Origin of the sequence: Bartonella sp. OC16QHHD (assembly GCF_042194035.1) — a bacterium.
Classification (GTDB): domain Bacteria; phylum Pseudomonadota; class Alphaproteobacteria; order Rhizobiales; family Rhizobiaceae; genus Bartonella.
This window is the reverse complement of the sequence record NZ_JBHIMJ010000005.1, coordinates 38,733-59,669: the sequence shown is the minus strand read 5'-3', so window position 1 is coordinate 59,669 and position 20,937 is coordinate 38,733. Positions and strand designations below refer to the sequence as shown.

Annotated in this window: 15 protein-coding genes, 1 pseudogene and 1 riboswitch; of the genes and pseudogenes, 10 read left to right on the top strand and 6 right to left on the bottom strand. The window is 38.7% G+C overall.

The features are described 5' to 3' along the window. Positions 1-2 precede the first annotated feature (2 nt). Positions 3-830: a ferredoxin--NADP reductase gene (locus ACFIK1_RS00945; protein ID WP_375612296.1), complete on the bottom strand. Its 828-nt coding sequence runs from the start codon at positions 828-830 to the stop codon at positions 3-5. A gap of 805 nt (positions 831-1,635) precedes the next feature. On the opposite strand from ACFIK1_RS00945, the gene alr reads away from it, so the two are divergent. After that, complete coding sequence (alr, locus tag ACFIK1_RS00940) at positions 1,636-2,751, top strand: alanine racemase (RefSeq protein WP_375633817.1); 1,116 nt, start codon at positions 1,636-1,638, stop codon at positions 2,749-2,751. A gap of 1,541 nt (positions 2,752-4,292) precedes the next feature. Here alr and gcvP read toward each other — a convergent pair. The 3 genes from gcvP to gcvT are packed head-to-tail and all read right to left on the bottom strand — an operon-like array spanning position 4,293 to position 8,581. After that, on the bottom strand, positions 4,293-7,088 hold the full coding sequence (gene gcvP / locus ACFIK1_RS00935; protein WP_375661870.1) for an aminomethyl-transferring glycine dehydrogenase: 2,796 nt from the start codon (positions 7,086-7,088) through the stop codon (positions 4,293-4,295). A 5-nt stretch (positions 7,089-7,093) separates the two neighbouring features. After that, positions 7,094-7,462: a glycine cleavage system protein GcvH gene (gene gcvH, locus ACFIK1_RS00930; protein ID WP_375618535.1), complete on the bottom strand. Its 369-nt coding sequence runs from the start codon at positions 7,460-7,462 to the stop codon at positions 7,094-7,096. 6 nt (positions 7,463-7,468) lie between these two features. Then, on the bottom strand, positions 7,469-8,581 hold the full coding sequence (gene gcvT, locus ACFIK1_RS00925; RefSeq protein ID WP_375661867.1) for a glycine cleavage system aminomethyltransferase GcvT: 1,113 nt from the start codon (positions 8,579-8,581) through the stop codon (positions 7,469-7,471). 136 nt (positions 8,582-8,717) lie between these two features. Next, positions 8,718-8,815, bottom strand: a riboswitch (glycine riboswitch). A gap of 446 nt (positions 8,816-9,261) precedes the next feature. Here gcvT and ACFIK1_RS00920 point away from each other — a divergent pair. From ACFIK1_RS00920 to ACFIK1_RS00905, 4 genes are all read left to right on the top strand, one after another. Further along, positions 9,262-9,924 (top strand): LON peptidase substrate-binding domain-containing protein, encoded by a 663-nt coding sequence (locus tag ACFIK1_RS00920; protein WP_375610818.1) that lies wholly within the window; start codon positions 9,262-9,264, stop codon positions 9,922-9,924. A 13-nt stretch (positions 9,925-9,937) separates the two neighbouring features. After that, positions 9,938-10,144, top strand: coding sequence for a Trm112 family protein (locus ACFIK1_RS00915; RefSeq protein ID WP_375661866.1), 207 nt, complete (start codon positions 9,938-9,940; stop codon positions 10,142-10,144). 922 nt (positions 10,145-11,066) lie between these two features. Further along, on the top strand, positions 11,067-11,447 hold the full coding sequence (locus tag ACFIK1_RS00910) for a helix-turn-helix domain-containing protein (protein ID WP_375661865.1): 381 nt from the start codon (positions 11,067-11,069) through the stop codon (positions 11,445-11,447). A 1,262-nt stretch (positions 11,448-12,709) separates the two neighbouring features. Beyond that, a complete protein-coding gene (locus ACFIK1_RS00905) occupies positions 12,710-13,741 on the top strand; it encodes an aspartate-semialdehyde dehydrogenase (protein ID WP_375618537.1) in 1,032 nt (343 codons plus the stop codon). A 284-nt stretch (positions 13,742-14,025) separates the two neighbouring features. On the opposite strand, the gene ACFIK1_RS00900 is transcribed toward ACFIK1_RS00905, so the two are convergent. After that, positions 14,026-14,664: an SH3 domain-containing protein gene (locus ACFIK1_RS00900; protein WP_375636988.1), complete on the bottom strand. Its 639-nt coding sequence runs from the start codon at positions 14,662-14,664 to the stop codon at positions 14,026-14,028. Positions 14,665-15,169: 505 nt separating this feature from the next. On the opposite strand from ACFIK1_RS00900, the gene ACFIK1_RS00895 reads away from it, so the two are divergent. From ACFIK1_RS00895 to ACFIK1_RS00880, 4 genes and pseudogenes are all read left to right on the top strand, one after another. Then, positions 15,170-15,988 (top strand): MetQ/NlpA family ABC transporter substrate-binding protein, encoded by an 819-nt coding sequence (locus tag ACFIK1_RS00895; protein ID WP_375661864.1) that lies wholly within the window; start codon positions 15,170-15,172, stop codon positions 15,986-15,988. 48 nt (positions 15,989-16,036) lie between these two features. Beyond that, positions 16,037-17,071, top strand: a complete 1,035-nt coding sequence (locus tag ACFIK1_RS00890; RefSeq protein WP_375661863.1) for a methionine ABC transporter ATP-binding protein — start codon at positions 16,037-16,039, stop codon at positions 17,069-17,071. Beyond that, positions 17,064-17,723 carry a methionine ABC transporter permease gene (locus tag ACFIK1_RS00885; RefSeq protein WP_375643374.1) on the top strand — a complete coding sequence of 220 codons (660 nt, stop codon included), beginning with the start codon at positions 17,064-17,066 and terminating at the stop codon, positions 17,721-17,723. The genes ACFIK1_RS00890 and ACFIK1_RS00885 overlap by 8 nt, the downstream gene beginning before the upstream one ends. 441 nt (positions 17,724-18,164) lie before the next feature. Beyond that, positions 18,165-18,463: pseudogene (locus tag ACFIK1_RS00880) on the top strand (integrase); the annotation flags it as partial. Positions 18,464-18,634: 171 nt separating this feature from the next. On the opposite strand, the gene ACFIK1_RS00875 reads toward ACFIK1_RS00880, so the two are convergent. Beyond that, complete coding sequence (locus ACFIK1_RS00875; protein ID WP_375640770.1) at positions 18,635-19,114, bottom strand: MaoC family dehydratase; 480 nt, start codon at positions 19,112-19,114, stop codon at positions 18,635-18,637. A 163-nt stretch (positions 19,115-19,277) separates the two neighbouring features. Between ACFIK1_RS00875 and ACFIK1_RS00870 the strand changes: the two genes are divergently transcribed. Then, entirely contained in the window at positions 19,278-20,612 is a 1,335-nt protein-coding gene (locus ACFIK1_RS00870; protein ID WP_375661862.1) for an NAD(P)H-dependent oxidoreductase, read from the top strand. Positions 20,613-20,937 lie beyond the last annotated feature (325 nt).

Genomic DNA, 20,937 nt, shown 5'->3' with positions numbered 1-20,937 from the left:
CATTACTCCACAAAAGCGCGCTCTACAACATAAGTAGCAGGAGCATTATTGGCCCCTTCAACAAGACCAAAGCTTTCACACATCCTTGCGCAATCTTTTAACATAGCCATGGAACCACAAATCATCACCCGATCCTCATCAGGATGAATCTTAGGAAGGCCTGTTGTTTCAAAAAAGTCCCCACTTTCCATAACAGTCGTAATACGGCCCATATGCTCAGAAGCTTCACGAGTAGTCATAGGATAAAATCTCAACTGTTGTGCATACTCTCCAATGAGTGGATCTTGTTGCAAAGAGGAAACAAGATCTTTTGCATAAATTAACTCATTTTTTTCGCGCGTTGTTTGAATAAGGACAACTTCTGCAAATTTTTCATAAGTTTCAGGATCACGAATAAGGCTTGCAAAAGGAGCAATCCCCGTCCCAGTTGAAAGAAGATAAAGACGTTTTCCAGGAATAAGAGCATCAAGCACCAGCGTTCCTGTAGATTTTTTACGCATGAGAACTGTATCACCAATTTTAATTTTTTGGAGATGCTCGGTTAAAGGTCCCCCTGGAACTTTTATCGAAAAAAACTCAAGCTGTTCATCCCAAAAGGGACTTGCAATCGAATAAGCGCGATAAATCGGCTTTTCTGCATTTGGCAAACCGATCATAACAAACTCACCCGAACGAAAACGAAAACTTTCCGGACGATTCAGACGGAATTTAAATAACCGATCTGTATAATGACAAACCTCTTGGACAGTAAGGGCGAACACATTCTCAGGAATCGGAAAATTTGCAACGCTGCTGATGCTTGACGGAACATTGGTAGCAGACGTATTCATACTCTTCCCCATATCTTTATTGAACGTTAAATTTCGAATCTTTGACGTGATATAGTACTTGCACAACCATCTGCCAACAATTTTCTCAACACAAAAACCTCAAGGTTAACACTTTTATGTCAAAATTAAATAAATGAGTCTAGTGCACTCTATAAGCGATAAAATTGATTTCACTTAAAACCAATCAAAGACTAGAAAGTAAATACTGGATACCCAATCCATCTTGAAAACAAATAATATCCAAATCAACGAGTTTTCTAAATCAACAGTTTTAATGTATCAAAAAGTGTTTACACACTGTTTTCTATTCAATAAAAATAATTTTAAGTGCATGAGACAACATCCAAAATTGCACAGATGAGTAATCTTCCCCCTCATGGTAGAAAACTTGTAATGCATTGATTTAACGTGGTTAATTTAATCATTTTACCTTCTCTAAATAAGAAGCCAATGCAATATTTAATCAAAACAATCACACCAGCAATAATAGTCTAACATTGCACTCTTCAAAATGATACAATACAATAAATTATGTTTATTTTTTATATGCCTAAACGAGGGCAAATAAGTAAAAAAGTCTATGTTTTACAAATCATTAGAAGATACCATGTTGATAACAACACAAATAAAACTAAACTATTTCTTATATCCAGAGTACCATTTTACATAAAAAATGACTTTAATGGCAGCATAGGCTTCTTATGATTTTGACCATAGCAAATAGTGTCTTTCCCCTATATCGTAAAGAACCTCAATGAAACAACCAAAAAACTCCGTATTTCACGAACACAGATAAGCTTTTAAAATGAACAAATCCGTTAATGATGAAATAAATACATCACTCTATACAGCTGTAGCAACCATCGATGTCAGTGCCATTGTTGCCAATTATATCACTTTAGCCAAACGTGTAGCTCCAACACAATGTTCAGCAGTTGTAAAAGCAAATGCCTATGGATTAGGAGCTCACAAAATTGCTCCTGCCCTTTATCAAGCTGGTTGTCGCACTTTTTTTGTCGCACAAATCAGAGAAGCACTCCAATTAAAAAGCATTTTACCATCAAATGTCACGATTGCCCTTCTGAATGGACTTCCACACTTAGCAGAAGAGTTTGTCGCACAATCTGGTATTGTTCCTGTTCTAAACTCTTGGAATGCCATTGAAAATTGGCAAAAAATTTGTCAAAAAAAAGATAAAAAATTTCCAGCAATTGTTCAAATCGATACCCATATGAACCGATTAGGACTGGATCAAAAAGAGTTACAAAAACTCATCAAACACCCTACAATTTTCGAAAAAGCAGAAATAAAATATATTCTTAGTCATCTTTCTAACGGAGAAGATGATACCCACCCATCAAATTATGCCCAATTGACTTCTTTCAAAACTATCCTTGCGCAATTGCCTGCTTGCAAAGTTTCCTTTGCCAATTCTGGAGGTATCTTTCTAGGATCAGATTTTTATTTTGATCTTGTTCGTCCAGGCATTGCACTTTACGGAGTTGATCCGCGGGGAAAACACCCATCACCTCTGAAACCTGTTTTAAAACTTGAAGCCCAAGTCATTCAAAGCCGCGTTGTTGATATAGGAGCACCTGTTGGTTATGCAGAAAGCTTTATAACCAACAGACCAAGCACTCTTGCAACCATTTCTATAGGCTACGCAGACGGCTGGCTCCGTGCTCTTTCGAATAAAGGAACTGTTTATTTCAACGGGCACAAACTTCCCATGGTTGGGCGGGTTTCTATGGATTCCATTATTGTAGATACGACCGATCTTGAACAAAAACCTCAAACTGGTGACTGGGTAGAGCTCATTGGTCGCCATCAAACACTTGAAAAAGTATCTATAGATGCCGATACCCTCCCCAATGAAATTCTAACATCTCTTGGCTCCCGCTATAAATACATTTACACATAAAAACTCTTTAGCCATAAAGAAATAAATTGATAAAAATCATCATTTTAGAAAATTGAGGGGCTTTTACAAAAGATTTTACAACAATCAACCACATAGAATGGTCATAGATACCGTACATTCACAGAAATCTCAAAACAGACAAGTTAATGGACTGTTTTATGGAAGTAGCTTTCATCTAAAATACAAAAACTTAGCCTTTCCCCATAAATTGACAAAAAAGAATCTACTACAAAGTTTTTAAAATTAATTTCCCAATTAAAATCATTCGCTTGCATACCACAAGCTGGACTATGTGTAGATAAAAATGATTTAAGAAAAGAATAATGCCTCTTATGAACCATAGTGCCAAGAGCTATAACATTAGGCGCTGGCAAAGTGTATGGATAGTGCCGGCTTACTCCGTTATGAAGCGTAAAGATTGGGGGATCAATAGATTTACCCTTACACCATTCACAAGCGCCGTCGCGAAATGGGATTAGGAGCGAAATATCTCTTTAAAACAAACATGTGAATTAACAACCCAAGTATATTCTTTTTGGAGCGTTCTGTTTTACATGAGGGTCGTGCCCCCATTAAAAAACACAATAAATAAAAGTGTGGAGCAATGTGCAATCCCCATTATTAAAAAAACATTGCTTTAAATGCTTTTGAAAGCCGCAAAGCTGAATTAAAAGGAGATGACAAACTGAGGATTGAGTTTTACCTTTACGGCTTTACATTTTCCCAAAATGAGATTGTCTTCCAGTTTCAAAGGTTACGTCAACAGAAATACGCAATCCCCTCGCCCTCATCTGACAGACAAAAGCTGGAACTACTCATAAAGCTCTTTTTTTCTCAATCTCTGACTCAAAACATGTGGCTGCGTTAAGTTTGGATGTTGATTTACAAGCAACAGCTAAAGCACACGAGCTCTTAGAAAAACAGCGCTGTAAAGTTACAAACTGACTTGCAATGAAGTGGAAAGATGTGCCGGCTTTTTATAAGACACCTTGTAAAAAACACCCATAATACATTTGGCTTTGCGTTTGCTCATTCTAACAGGTGTTTTTACATATTTTTGCGTCATATTTACAAAAAGCAGATTAAAGAGAAATATTTAGACAATTCTTGACTCGAAAAGATGCAACAACAGAGTTTCGCGTGTCTTTATCATCAAAAACACTAAAATTGATTTTATTCTTTCTACAACCGGTCGTCGTCACCCTAGTGAGAAGGAGTATATCACAACACATGCAACAGACGTGACCCTATCCCCCGTAGGTTTCGCTCTCGTTTACGTGAACTAGCTGGCGAGACCGATGCCGCCTAGTCACTAAAACCATGCCATACGGTAGAAGGCAAAGGAGAGCATGCCTATTGCCGACAAAACACAGCTTTTTGTCGACTTTTTTGATTTTGCTCATGTTATAAAAAAACAATGCAAAATTCTAGAAAATAGACAAATAATTCCATAGTAACATGATCAACAAGCATAAAACCCACACAAAATGTGTGGGCTTTTTTGTTTATGCAAATAAACAAATTAAATACATATTTGTTATTTAATAGGTATTTCCCAATGGCGGGCACGAACAAATGAGCATTCTGTCTCCCGCAACATTATCAATACGCGATACAGGAGGCCAATATTTATTGGCTGGATCAAGAAAACTGTTGGGAAAAGCAGCTTCTTGTCGCGAATAGGGTCGTGCCCAAGCATCATCTAAAGTATCTGCCACTGTATGAGGGGCATTCACCAATGGATTATTGTCTTTTGGCCAAACCCCGCTACCAACTTTCTTAGCTTCTTCAGCAATAGAGAGTAAAGCATCACAAAAACGATCAATCTCTGCTTTTGGTTCCGATTCCGTTGGCTCAATCATCAAAGTTCCCGGAACAGGAAACGACATCGTGGGCGCATGGAATCCATAATCAATGAGACGTTTTGCAATATCATCAACACTCACCCCATACTGCTCTTTCAACACGCGTGTATCCACAATACATTCGTGCGCAACACGTCCATGCTTGCCCCGATAAAGAATGGAATAAGCAGCTGAAAGACGTGCAGCAATATAATTGGCATTTAAAATGGCTATTTGTGTTGCATATTTTAAGCCATCAGCCCCCATCATTCGAATATACATCCATGTAATCGCAAGAATAGACGCACTTCCATAAGGAGCAGCCGAAACCGCATGTGTTGTCCCATCTTGTTCATGACCTGGTAAGAATGGTTTGAGATGCGCTGCAACTCCAATTGGTCCCATACCAGGACCACCACCACCATGAGGAATAGCAAATGTTTTATGAAGATTCATATGACAAACATCAGCGCCAATATCCGCAGGACGAGCAAGACCCACAAGGGCATTGAGATTAGCACCATCAAAATAAACTTGTCCGCCATTTTCATGAATAATAGAACAAATTTCCTTAATACTTTCTTCATAAACACCATGGGTTGAAGGATAAGTAATCATGAGAGCGGCCAATTTATCTTTATGCAATTGCGCTTTCATCTTGAGATCGTCTACATCAACATCACCATCGCTTAAACATTTTACCACAACGACTTCCATCCCTGCCATATGGGCCGAGGCTGGATTGGTACCATGCGCAGATGCAGGAATAAGACAAACTGTACGTTGATGTTCTCTCCGTGATTGGTAATATCGTCGGATAGCCAAAAGCCCAGCATATTCACCTTGAGCACCAGAATTTGGCTGAAAAGAAACTTGCGCAAATCCTGTAATTTCGCACAACCACGCATTTAACTGGTTGATCATCTCCAAATATCCCGCTGCATCCTCTTGTGAAACAAAGGGGTGTATATTGGCCATGCTAGCCCAACTTACAGGCATTAATTCAGCCGCGGCATTAAGCTTCATTGTACAAGAACCAAGAGGGATCATAGCGCGATCCAGCGCCAAATCCTTATCCGCCAAACGACGCAAAAAGCGCATCATATCTGTCTCTGAATGAACCGCATGAAAAAAAGGCTGAGAAAGAAAAGCAGCATCCCGTTTTTTTCCAAAGAGTCGTGGAGAAACCTGATCGCCTAATTTTGCCCCAAAAAGCTGCGCTAAAGCACCAGCATCTTCTTCTGTCGATAATTCATCAAAATTGATTGCAATAGTGTCATCATCGAGAACACGAATAAGGCGCCCACCTATTTTGGCTTGATGCGCAATCTCTCGCGCTTTTCCCTTAACAGAAATACTCACACAATCAAAAAAGCTTTTCCCTTCAACACGAACCCCTGCTGCTTCTAAACCAGCAACAAAACGACATGTTAAATGATGAATTCGCTGCGCAATTTCTTGTAAGCCTTTTGGCCCATGCCAAACAGCATAAGCGGTTGCCATATTAGCCAACAAAGCCTGCGCTGTACAAATATTTGACGTCGCTTTATCGCGCCGAATATGTTGTTCACGTGTTTGCAAAGCTAAACGAAAACCAACGCGTCCTTTGGTATCCACGGATTGACCAACAATACGCCCTGGAATAAGACGCGTTAACGCATCACTCACGGCAAGGTAACCAGCATGTGGACCACCAAATCCCATCGGAACGCCATAACGCTGCATAGAGCCAACAACGATATCTGCCCCCCATTGAGCCGGTGGCTCCTGAAGGGTAAGCGCTAAAGGATCAGCTACAACGATAACTAAAGCTCCCTTTTCCTTTGCCTCTTTTATGATCTCACTGTAATCATGAAAAGAACCTTTTGTATCTGGCCAAGATAAAACAATTGCCGCTGTATCAGAATCAATTTCGCCATTTTGGCTAATCTGAATCCCTTGTGTTTCAGCACGCGTTTGCGCAACACTTAAAATCTGAGGGTGTAAAAGACTCTGAAGAGAAATTTTTGTTTTTTTCTCACGGAAAAAGCGAAAAGCAAGGGCATTGGCTTCAGCTAAAGCAGTTGCTTCATCAAGAAGGGAAGCAGCAGAAACAGGCAAACCTGTTAGTTCACTAACCAATGTCTGAAAATAAAACAAAAGTTTTAGACGACCCTGGCTAATTTCTGCTTGATAAGGCGTATAAGCAGTATACCAAGCAGGATTTTCAAACAGATTTCGTAAAATAACCGGAGGCACATAAGTTCCATGATATCCTTGCCCAATAAAACTTTTGTGCACACAATTACGCTCCATCATCTTGGAGAGTTCTTCCAAGGCTTGTCCTTCACTAGCAGCCTCTGGAAGATTCAATGAACGTCCCAAGTGGATAGAGTGTGGAACAGCTTGAGAAATGAGTGTCTCAACACAATCAAGCTCTAAAACATCAAGCATTTTTTGTGTTTCATCAGGACGCAGCCCAATATGTCGAGAAGAAAAAGAACGCTCGATCATGCCACTCATCCAATCAAAGCCTTATAAGCATCTTTATCCAACAACCCCTCCAGTTGTGTCTCATCCTGCAATGTCATTTTCCATAACCAGCCTTCTGTTTCGGCTTTCTGATTTACCAATTCAGGATTATCAGCCAAGGCTTCATTTATTTCGACCACTTCACCATCAAGAGGAGCATAAACATCTGAAGCCGCCTTCACTGATTCTACAACAGCCGCCGCCTCTCCTTTGGAAAGTTTTGTTCCACTTTGTGGTAAATCAACAAAAACCAAATCCCCTAATTGCTCTTGCGCATAATGCGTAACCCCAACAGTCACCACTTGCCCTTCAACGCTAAGCCATTCATGGTCATGTGTAAAATAAGTTTTAGACATAAAAAATCATCCTTTAAAATAACGTTGTTCAACAAAGGGAAGAGAATGAACTGATAATACAATCTTTTTGCCTCGCAGTTCTGTAAAGACTTGTGTCCCTTCAACTTTAAAATCAACAGGAACGTAACCCATCGCGACAGGACCATCAAAAGAAGGACCAAAACCACCTGATGTTACAACGCCAATCTCATTACCTTGATCATCAAGAAGCACCGCACCGGCACGAATAGGTTGGCGCGTTTGCGGTTTTAATCCAACACGACAACGAGCCGGTCCTTTTTGCAGTGCTTCAAGAAAAGCCTTCGCACCATAAAATTGTGCTTTTTCTCGAACACTTTTAGGAACAGCCCATGTTAGAGCCGCATCAATAGGTGTCGTATCAGGGGTAATATCATTTCCATGCAAACACAGCCCCGCTTCCAACCGCAAGCTATCGCGTGCTGCAAGTCCAATCCACTCAACACGAGAATCACTCAGCAATTTTTCAGCCAACATATGCGCATGCCCTATAGGCAAAGCAATTTCAAAACCATCCTCTCCCGTATAACCAGAACGCGTTATAAACCAATCCTGTTGTGGTTCGAATCCTTGCATAAAGAACAATTCATTCCCTGGTAAATCAGCATCAGCAAGAACAGCTGCCGCTTCAGGACCTTGAAGCGCAAGCAATACCCTTTCAAGGGCAATCACTTGACATTCAAAATCAACCGCACGCTTTTCCAATTCTACAAAATCAGCCTGTGCATTCCCAGCATTGGCGACCAACATAAAACGACCCTCTTCCAAACGGGTAATGATAAGATCATCAAGAATACCAGCCTGCTCATTAAGCAAATAATTATACCGTGAATGCCCAATCTTTAAAGCTGCTGCATCAATGGGAAAAGCATAGGACAAAAATTCCACAGCTTGTGCCCCTTCAACCGCAATCAATTTCATATGAGAAATATCAAAAAGTCCTGCATGTGCACGCGTATGAAGATGCTCTTTTAAAACGCCAAGAGGATAAGTTAAAGGCATGTTCCAGCCCGCAAAAGCACCAAATTTTGCTCCTGCTTTTTCATGCAAATCATATAAAGGAAGTGTTTTTAAAAAAGATGTTTCTTGTGCTGTACCCATAATAACTCCAAAGCTGCGCTAACGCCCACAGAATATGGTCGTCTCTGCCCCCTCTGTCATCAACCTGAGAGACTCGCGAAAAAATTTTTCGCTTACACCTTCGGCGCGGGTTCTCCCGACTTTCCAGATCTGCCTTCTTCCTTTTACGGTCCTTAAAGCCTGAGAGATTATGGGCTATTTCCCCTTCGGCGGCAATGCGAAAACTCGCAATCTGCACTCTCCCGCAAAAGAATGAAAGAAACAATAACGCTCTTTCCAGCATGTTCTAATCTATAACCCATCTTTATCACACTGTCATTAGTAAAGTGATGAAAATGTTCTCATTTTAAAACTTGCATAAGCTGCTTCAAAAGATTTATAATAGTATCTTTTTGAACCTTACAAAAATTGCAAGGAACACATTTTAGGAAATTTAAGACAAAAATCAAAAGCTATAAACAAAAATACCTCTTGAAAATCATGCAAAACGTCACACACTAACAAGATCGCAAAGCAATATTCTTTCTCGCGCAGTTCAACCTTAAATATAGGGTTTCATATTCTTTTTTTAGAATAAGGACTTCAAGTATTTTATAAGTATGATTTTAATGCACAAGAAGTGGGTTTTCTTCTTTCTCAATAGTGTCATAAATTGCGACTATTTACAGACTAAACTACCGAACAAAGGTGACAAAATACTCATGAAAGCTGGTAATATCTCTTACAATTGCGAAAATGATCTTCCAAAGCAAATTGCTCTTTTTCCTTTAGAAGGTGCACTCTTACTACCCGGTGGTTTTTTATCACTCAATATTTTTGAACCAGAATCACTTGAAATGATTGAAAATGTTATGGTAACTGATCGTCTATTGGGCATTATTCAACCACTTTCATCGGATACAGATCGCTTCTCTACACAACTTTATAAAACAGGCTGTATAGGGCGCATTACAAACTACAGTGAAACAGGAAACGGACAACTGTTCATTATCTTACAAGGTGTTTGCCGCTTCACTTTAGAACAAGAATTGAAAAACACAAAATCCTATCGAACAGCTCTCATCCAATCAAACATAAAAGACTTGCAAGAATTTGATATTGAAGAAAGCATTAACCGAGAGAACTTACTCGACGTTGTAGAAAAATATCTAACCATACATGAAATGGAATATAATTGGAGCAGCATCATAGAAGCCCCTACACCTATATTGGTTAATGCTTTTTCAGCTCTTATCCCCTTTACACCAGCAGAAAAACAAGCTCTCCTTGAAGCTCCAGATATCGAAAGCCGTGCTCAAACTCTTCTTGCATTAACAGAACGCTCGCTCATGAAACAAACAGGAACAGATTACCGCTTAAACTAATGAATGTCCAAACATGAAAAAAATGACCACAGATCCCAAAATGCTCGAATTGCTCGTCTGCCCAATGACGAAAGGTATTCTCTCTTTCAACCGAAAAACACAAGAGCTCATTTCTCTCAAAGCCAAACTTGCCTACCCGATTCGTGATGGCGTTCCCATTATGCTTGCCTCAGAAGCGCGCCCTTTGCAAAACAATGAAGAAATAACGCATAAAAAATAAAAAATCCTCATGCAATTTCCCTCTACAAGCCCACTATTATCAAGCCTCTATTAATATGATATCTCAATATTTACGATTTCTGAAAAAAGAGTTTTACAATAAAGATATTTATATCGCTTTACACCTTGTAACAAAAGCCAAAAATATCATCAGATTCTCTCATTCCAGCCTGTTCATACTGAAGCAATCAAAACCATTCGCTTGCACCACACAAGCATCTGAATAAAAATGGCTCTTATGAACTTCTTAAAAGCAAGAATTATAATAACATTTTTAACCAACTCAGGTAAATGAAATTTATTATATTAAACATAAAGATTGTTATATTTCATGGACTTTAATTTATACTATTTACGAACAACATATTTGAGATACCTCGATTTAAGATGAATAAAAACGACAAGTTATATCATCTTATGTATACCATATCGGGACAAGAATATTCATCTGTTTGCGTAATCTTTGAAACGGAGAAGCAACCTAATTTTGGGGAAAAAACATAAAATCGTAAAGGAGAAAATCACCCCATTACCTTACCATCACCCTTTAATTTCGCTTTACAATTTTTACAAGTATCTAAAGTATCTCAAGCAATATTTTTTATGTATAATATACGCATTAATTACATGAAAACTTGAAAAAACAAACAAGAAACACTGTTGTAATTTCAATTGACGATTGAAAGTAATTGCCTTATGAAGAAGGCTTGTGTTTTTGGTCGTATACGCGACGATCAATAGGGCCTGGAAGCCCGAAACCGAGCATAAAGATTAGCCCGCTTTTGCGGATATCCCGGAATTTCCGGGGGCTCTTGTTATGTCCAAGTGCTTTCAGCACTAAAAGCAAGGGGCTGACTCGGTTTCAGCACTTCCAGACCCCGGAATACTAATGCGAGGGCGCTCGCAACCGGTGGGGACATCAAGTGAAAGCCAAAAATCTACATTTTTACGATATTTCTTTAGGCAAAAAAATTCGCTTTAGAAGAAACGTCATGGGGTTTTCTCAAAAACAATTAGGAAGTCATTTAGGCGTAACATTCCAACAAATCCAAAAGTATGAAAAAGGCTTAAATCGCGTAAGTGCAAGACGTTTACAGGAAATTGCTCATATATTAGATGTTCCCGTTTCCTTCTTTTATTCTGATGGCGCAAAAAAAGAAGAGAACCTCTATCATTGTGATGACAGAATAGCAAGCAAAGCAGAATATTTACTTTTAAAAAATTTCAGAATACTGACCCGCAAAAAACAAAGAGCAATTTTGCAGTTGATTTCTGATGAAAAAAATAACCCCTTATTTTCATAAGTTCATTGCAAGGATAATCAAAGTCCTTAATAATCTTGACAAGAATTGTGACTGTCTCCCCACACTTCATGAGAATGAAAATGCTTAATCTAATCTGATTTGTAAATAATCCGAATTCTAACGAGTTTAACTTAGAAATAGTGCATTGATTTATAATCATAATCTAACGTTATTGATATTGAATAAGTGTTTCGAATATCGTAAAATTCTTTCATTTCAAACGTGTTCTATATTGAATCAATCAAAATCACTTGTTTGCACATTACAAGCAAAGTTGGCGTGTGAGTAAAAATGTACAAAAAGGCATACCTCTTATTGAATCGTCTCACAAACCAAGAGCTGTAACGACATTGGGTGCTAAAAAATGTATGAGGTGCTAACTTGCTCTTTTATTAAACATAAATATGTGAGTGTTCAACAACTTTCCACTCATATGAGTCACTTAAACAAAAGGCTCTCCAAACAAGCCTAAGAATATTCCAACGCACTAAAAAAACACTTAAATATATCGAGAAAAATCAAAGATCTTATACTACCATACTCCAAATAATGATATTTTATAGCATAACAGGATTAAAGTAAAAATAAGAAATATAAAGTAAAAAATAGACACGAAAAAAATATATATAACTTTCATAAGAATTTATCTATATATGGATACTTAAGTTTATCCTGTTGTGCCATAAATTCTATCATTTAAGGCATGAGGATATGAAGCACGCATACCTCCTTGAAACATTCAAATGTTTTTTAGATGCCCAATATCTTTTTAAATATTTTTAGGCCTGCTTGTTGAGCCTTTAGTTTAAGTGAAAAATGGGAAGCCGCTAGAATCTAGCTGTTTACAGACTGTAATAGGAAGCTTCGCTTTTAAAGGTATAGGGAGAAAATTAAATAATTCAACAATTAACAGATAAAGTATTAAAAGATTCCACCAACGCGATACGTAATACCATCCTTAAAAAATTCAAAAGTGAGAAGGTAAACAATTGACAGAAGATAAGAAATTCACTTAATTAAAGTGTTTTCTAAAGAGATAATAGCTTAGCGTAAAATATTCAATTTTTTCAATTCTGAAAGATTAAAAGAGACGTATTATTTGAAATAAAACAATTTATTGTGCTAACAATGATGATTGGTGTGCACAAAATTGAGTTGTTGAAAATCAAAAATATAATTTAATGATGTTCCTTGACCAACTCACTCTCTCCTGAGTATAGCACGGGGAATAAACGTGGAGAGACATGAGGAGTATATAGAAAATGAGTTATAAAGTTGCAATTGTCGGCGCAACCGGAAATGTTGGTCGTGAAATGCTTACAATTTTAGAAGAACGTGGTTTTCCTGCGCATGAAATTGTCCCTCTAGCATCACGACGCTCATTAGGACAAGAAGTTTCTTATGGAGATAAAACTTTAAAAGTAAAAGCACTGGATACTTACGATTTTTCTGACACAGATTTTTGTCTTATGTCTGCGGGAGGGAGCATTTCCAAAGAATACGCCCCTAAAATTGCTGCTGCCGGCTGTGTCGTCATCGATAATTCCTCCACGTGGCGCTATGATGCCAATGTTCCGTTGATAGTCCCTGAAGTCAATGGCGAAGCTATAAATGCCTTTTCTAAGCGTAATATTATAGCAAATCCTAATTGTTCAACAATTCAACTGGTCTTAGCTTTAAAACCTCTCCATGATGCTGCAATCATTAAACGTGTTGTTGTCTCTACATATCAGTCTGTTTCTGGAGCTGGTAAAGAAGGAATGGACGAACTTTTCGAACAATCACGTGCAGTTTTTGTTGCAGACCCAATTACATCAAAAAAATTCACTAAACGCATTGCCTTTAATGTCATTCCTCATATCGATGTTTTCATGGAAGATGGTTATACAAAAGAAGAATGGAAAATGACGGTTGAGACGAAGAAAATTCTCGATCCGAAAATTAAATTAACAGCCACTGCTGTTCGGGTCCCTGTCTTTATCGGTCATGCCGAAGCCGTCCATGTTGAATTTGAAAAACCACTAAGCGCATCTGAAGCACAAGCGCTCTTCCGCGATGCACCAGGCTGTCAGCTTATCGATAAACACGAAGATGGTGGTTATACCACACCTTATGAAGGTACCGGAGAAGATGATACCTTTATTAGCCGTGTTCGTGAAGATATCACCGTTGAAAATGGTTTAGCTTTCTGGGTTGTCGCCGATAATTTAAGAAAAGGAGCAGCATTGAATGCTGTTCAAATTGCTGAATTGCTCATTTCTCGTAATTTGATAAAGCCTAAGTCCGCAAATTAACGCCCTGTCCGAAGGACAAAGAGCCCCTAGCCGGTCCTGTCAAAAGTCCGGCTTCTCTTCAGTATAACCTTCCCCAGCTGAAGGTTCATATCACCATCCTAAAGAACTGTAATCCAAGGTATTGTCAAATTTGACTCTGAATATCCTTGAATGCCTCGCCACCTTAAGTTAAGCATTGCCGCCTTAATGACATTTTACGGTACAATAGGATCAGCAGCATAAGCATTGTTTGCTTCATGCTGCTGATCCTATTTGTCATTCCGGTTATGAAATTAACTTTACCCTTATCGAGCAGGATAGGTCACGACACGGTAACGCGTTTCATTACGTTCAAAATTTTTGTAATTGACATTATCAGGAAAGGAGGGATTATAAGCACTCACGTGCTTTACAGAAACGCCTTGTGCTTTTTGCGACGGATTTAAAATTGTTCGTTCATCCCTTTTTTTAACACCTGTAGAATCGATAATCATATCTGTTCTGTATAGTTTTTGCATATTTTTCCGTGTTTTTTGAATCGCCGGAAGAGCTTTAAAGTCGGAAACAGCCTGTTTTACTTTTTCTTTTGGCGATTTTACCATGGATTTTGATTTTGCTGGCATCTTTTTAAAAGCAATGGTAGGAACATCGTTAACATTGACGTAACGTGCAGATGCCCAACCAACTTTTCCATGATAACTAAGAGAACACCAAGTTTTATTGGATAGGCAGCCATAAATTTGCACTTTTGCTCCCATTGGAACCATTGCGATAACTTTATAAGCTGTCGCAGGACCTGTGCGTAAAGATACCTGACCTGATGCAACACGAGCAACTGTTCCTGTAATGGTTCCAGCTTCCGCGTGAAAAGCAGTCACAGCCACCCCTGACGCTCCTAAAGCCCATAAAGTCATCATTGTTGATAAAAATTTCTTTCTTAACATTATTTTTCTTCCTCTCTTAAAACATATGAAGGACAAAAATTCGCCTTTGCAAAAATTTGCCGCATTTAAATCCAATGATCAGCAACCTTTATTCCCCCCCAAAACCCCACAACATTGCAACAAAATCTCTCTTTATCGCCTACACGAACACGGCCTTTTGATCTTGATTGCGCAGTATGTTCTTCATGAATTTACGGCTAAAGCATCATCTGATTGTCCGGTTCTTCAACCAATTGTCCCTTACAGAAGTTTTTAAAGGGGCATTGGTTCCCTCAACAAATGATTGCAATAAAAGAATTAATTATTTGAATTTCAGAGAATTTCTATGAACAAATGATGATCAGCCCCCAAAACAACTAAAATAGAAGGAAAAATAATACTCTTTAAAAAATAAAAGTGATTGAATATTCTCTAAAGCTTGTATAACTTTAAATCTGCCTAAAAAGATACAGAGTATATTGAAACTTCCCTCAAAAAATTTCTCGAAAAAGAAAGTTAAAAGCATATGACATTAAAAAATTTTTCTCGTAGTCGGATTATAGGATTATTCCTCTCTCTCTTTGCACTTTTTTTGTCTACTGCTTTTTCCATGGCCGCAGACAAATCAAAAATCAAACTTGGTATTATGGAAGGGCGGGATGCGATTATTTGGAAAACTGCTGCTGAACAGGCTAAACAAGCCGGTTTAGATATCGAACTCGTTTATTTTTCTGATTACGCTTTGCCTAATGACGCTGTTAACGCAGGAGAGATCGATGCGAATGCTTTTCAGCACGCCCCTTATCTTAATGAACAAATGAAACAACGTGGCTATAAACTTTCAATTGTCGGCTATACATTTATTGCTCCAATCGGTGTTTATTCGCATAAAGTCAAAGACTTAAAAGATCTTCGTGATGGTGCACATGTTGGTATTCCGAACGACCCATCTAATGGTGGAAGAGCCTTACTTCTTCTCAATTCTTTAGGTCTCATTAAGTTAAAAGATCCTCATAATATTCTTGCATCTCCACTTGATATTATCGAAAATCCTAAAAACCTGCAAATTCGTGAGCTCGATGCTGGTATGTTAGGGCGAGCTATTGACGATTTTGATCTTGCAATTATAAACACAAACTGGGCTATTGTTTCCGGATTAAACTTCGAAAAAGATGTCGTCGCATGGGAAAGTGCAAAAAATAATCCTTATGATAATATCATCGTTGTACGCACGAGCGAAAAAGATGAGCCATGGGTTAAAAAATTAGTTGCCGCTTACAACAACGATCTTATCCGTGCAAAAATCAAAGAGATTTTTGGCAATACCGCCCAAACATCTTGGTAATTGTGCCAAATATCTGAGTAACTGTGCCAAGTATCCGAGTAATTGTGAATGGAAAAACCTACTCTTATCTCCTTAAAAAACATCAGCCGTTGTTTTAACAAAACGGCTGGCGTTCCGGTAATTAATAATCTCTCTTTAAATATCCATGCTGGTGAAATCCTTGGCATTATTGGGCGCAGTGGAGCAGGAAAATCAACACTTATTCGCTGTTTAAATGGGTTAGAGAAGATTGATGCAGGGTCCATTTTTTTTGAAGGTGCTGATATTTCCAATCTATCAGAGATAGAATGGGCGCCTTACCGTCAACGAATTGGGATGATTTTTCAACATTTCAATCTTCTCTCATCGCAGAATATTCTTGATAACATTGCATTGCCGCTTAAATTAAGTGGTGTAAGTAAAAAACAACGCCACAAACGTGCCCTTGAACTGATTGAATTGGTTGGGTTATCTGGGAAAGAATATTGCTATCCGGCACAATTGTCAGGAGGGCAAAAACAACGCGTTGGCATTGCACGCGCTCTTGCTGCTAATCCTAAAATATTGTTATCAGATGAAGCCACCTCTGCTCTTGACCCTGAAACAACACAATCTATTCTAGAGCTCCTTGCTGATATTAATAAACACCTCAATCTCACGATTGTGCTCATCACCCATGAAATGGAAGTTGTACGCACCATAGCGCATCGCGTTGTTGTTCTTAATCAGGGAAACATTGTAGAAGAAGGACGTGTGAAAGACATCTTTACATCACCGCAAGACGATACAACCATAGCTATGCTCAAGCTTGTAACCCCGCAACTTCCTGAAAAATTTGCGAAAAATCTCAAACCAATTGGACGAGAAGCTGTCATTGAAATTAATATTGCCGGTGAAATTGCCCAGCAGCCTTTTCTTCATCTTCTAGAAAATGAGAGTGGTTTAAAAGCACGTATTTTGCATGGTGGCATTGATACAGTTCAAGATGAAACCATCGGGAGACTCTTCTTGGCTCTTCCTGGAGAAGATAAAGAAGCTTTAGAAAAAGCTGTTCAATGGTTAACGAAAAAAGGACGATATTGTGAGGTCTTAGGCTATGTTTAATGTTCTGTCTCATGAACTTCCCCAAGCTGTTATTGATACAATATTGATGACACTTAGTGCTTCTGTTATGGCATTTATTATAGGGCTTCCCCTTGGTCTTCTTCTTCACACAACAGCACGCGGAGGGATTTTTTCCTCATCTCTCATCAATCGCCCTTTAAGCATAATCATTGACAGTATTCGTGCCATTCCCTTTATCATTCTTGCATTTTATCTTCTTCCCGTTACGCGTATCGTTGTAGGAAGAGGGATAGGAATGCCTGCTGTAATTTTTATACTGACCATTTCAGCTATCCCTTTTTATGCACGCATGGCGGAACTCTCTTTTAAAACCGTTGAAAACGGTCTCATTGAAGCGATCCGCTCGATGGGTGCAAGTCGTCTTCAAATTATCAGACATGTTCTTATTCCTGAAGCTCTCCCTAGCCTGATTACAGGTTTTACAGTCATGGTCATTTCTCTTATAGGAGCCACCTCACTTGCTGGATATCTTGGTGGAGGCGGTTTAGGGGATATGGCAATCCGCTATGGCTACCAACGCTACAATACCTTCATCATGACCATCGTCATCATCCTTTTGATCGTGCTCAATATTACAACCCAATGGACTTCTGATAAAATCGTACAAAAACTTGATAAAACAAAACATTAAAAGATTTAGAATTTCACATGCCAATACCATCATCCTCTTTGCCACTTTCCAAGTGCACCAACCCTTGCCTATCGAAAACGCTCATAAGAGATTAGAAACTTTTTTCTTAAACAGTTTTTATCTCTCCCCATCCGTTTGTAACATGAAAGAAAATAGTTTTAATGGCTTTAATATAAAAGGGGATAAAATAAGAGATCTCACAGTATGTGAGACTCTCTTTAAATTAAGACATTGGTCACGACCTTTCCCAACCTTAGATAACACATTGAATTTATAATGATAATATGGCGTTATTCATATTGAATGAGAACTCTGAATACCGTAAGATCCTCTCATTCCCAATTTGTTCCATATAGAATCAACCAAAACCTCTCGCTTGCACGTTAAAAGCGGGAAGAGACGTGTGAGTAAAACTATACAAGAAAGAAAGGCATGCCTCTTATGAATTATCTCAAGCGCCAAGACCTGTCTTAACATTGGCGGCTAGCATATAATATGATGGTGTCGGCTTTCTTCTTCACAAGCATAAAGATAGGGGTGCTCAATGGCTTTATCGTTATACTATTCACAGGCGCCATTGCGAAATGGGTGTGACGAGCGTTGAGAGATGTTGCTTTAAAATAAGCCCGTGAATTGGCAACGCAAGTATATTCCATTTGAAGCGTTCTGTTTTACGTGATGGGTATGATCCCATTAAAGAACGCTATAAACAAAAGCGTGAAGCAATGCACTATCTTCATTAGGAAACTCCTCTTCAAAACGATCTAGGAAAGATAGCAACCTGCTATGGCTATCAACGCTATGATAGCTCCACCATATCTATCATCCTATAGATTATTCTCAATATCATCATTGAAGAAACTTCTAATAGAATTGTATAAAAATTTTATAAAATAAAGCACTCAAATAATCTAGATATTGGAAGGTTTTTCTTCCACAACAGCAACAATAAGCCATTGAGCTGTAAGAGCTGGTTTTTTTAACTTTTCAATTTCCACCGTAACCCCATAATGGAAAACCACTCGACCAGAAGGGCGAATTTCTGCGTCGTCTAACACAAAATGCGCACGTATCCGTACCCCTGTTTTCACAGGACTCATGAAGCGTACTTTATCGAAACCATAATTAATCCCCATTGTGCTCCCTTCCAACTCTGGAAGAGCTTCATAAGCGAGCGTAGACAAAAGCGATAATGTTAAAAAACCATGAGCAATCGTGCCGCCAAAAGGTGTTTTTTTAGCCTTTTCCTCATCAACGTGTATCCATTGATGATCATCTGTAGCACATGCAAACTGATTAATCATATCCTGTGTAACAAGACGCCACTCCGATAATCCCACTTCTTTCCCAATAAAACTGGTGACATCTTGTACTGTTATTTTTTGCTGCATAACGCTATTCCTATTTTATTTGATAAAAGAAACCACCCCTCTTGCTTTTATAAAATCCATTGATTAGAGCATCAAGAATAAAAGATTAATTGTCTTAAAAACAAATGCACCTTATGAATGAGAAAAGTTCTTTAGCAGAATAGTTTTCAAATAGGAAAAAAGAATGGCAAGCAATGTGAACCTAACAGGTTTAGCGCATGATTTGAAACAACGTGCAGAAAACCATCCCCCCATCCGTATTGGACTGATTGGTTGTGGTGAAATGGGCACAGATTTATTATCAAGTATTGCGCATATGGATGGTATAACAGTCGCTGCTGTAGCCACGAGGACACTGTCACGTATTTTTGATGCCGCTACACTAGCCTATGGCGAAGATGGACATGTCTGTGAAGTTGAAAATACTTATGCTCTCACCCAAAGCATTGAAAAGGGTTTGATTGCAGCAACAGATGATATTAACCTTGTTTTGCGCCATGAACAAATTGATATTATCGTTGATGCAACAGGCTATCCCGAAGCAGGAGCAGAGATTGGTATCAAAGCGCTTGAGAATAACAAACATCTTGTCATGATGAATGTTGAAGCAGATGTTACAATTGGCGCTTATCTCAAACATGAAGCAGAAAAACGAGGGCTCATTTATACACTTGGTGCCGGCGATGAACCTACTTCTTGTATGGAACTCATAGAATTTGTTTCAGCCCTTGGACATAAGATTGTTGCAGCGGGTAAAGGAAAAAATAATCCTCTGCGCTTTGATGCTACACCTGATGCTTACGAAGAAGAAGCATTCCGGCGTAATATGAATGTGCGTATGTTGGTTGAATTTATTGATGGTTCCAAAACGATGGTTGAAATGGCAGCCATTGCCAATGCCACCGGACTTCTCCCCGATTGCCCAGGAATGCATGGACCACGAGCAGCGCTACAAGATTTAAACAAAGTGCTTATTCCAAAACAAGATGGGGGCATTTTACAGCAATATGGTGTTGTAGATTATTCAATAGGTCAAGGTGTTTCACCAGGTGTCTTTGTCATTGCCGAAATAGCACACCCACGTTTACGCGAACGTATGGAAGATTTAAAAATTGGCCAGGGACCTTACTTCACCTTTCATCGCCCCTATCATTTAACAGCAATGGAAGTTCCCCTCACCTGCGCACGTATTATGCTTTATGGCAAAAAAGATATGGTCCCTCTTAGCCATCCCGTAGTAGAAGTCTGTGCTGTTGCTAAAAAAGATTTACATCCAGGTGATCCGCTAGACTTTATCGGTCTTTATACTTATCGTGCTTGGATAATGAACATCGCAGAAGCACGCGCTCACCACGCCATTCCTTGTGGTCTTCTAGAAAAAGCAACAGTAACAGCTGCAATTAAAAAAAACGAACTCATTACAATACATAATACTGCTATTCGTGAAGATCAATGGATTGCGCGTCTTCGTGCTAAACAAGACCTTTTACTTCATAGCCCTTCTTCCGCTAAGCTATAAATACTCCTGAATTACCTTACTTAACAGTATCCTTCCCTTAGGCAACAGAATAACCCAGAATACACTTCTATCGCAAATACAGGTTTATGTTTTAATAAAAGCATTTTCCAACGATGCACATTACCACTTCCCTCTCACAATATGTCCCGTAAATGCGACAGTATAAACCACTCCATGAGATGGCATAAGATTCATTGTGTATTACTATCTTTACTCTATAAAGATACAAACCAGCACCATCATTTATTTGCCAATACTACAACAGTCCTTGAACCTTAGAGATAATTCATAAGAAGAATTTTTACTCTTTTTTTTAATAATTTTG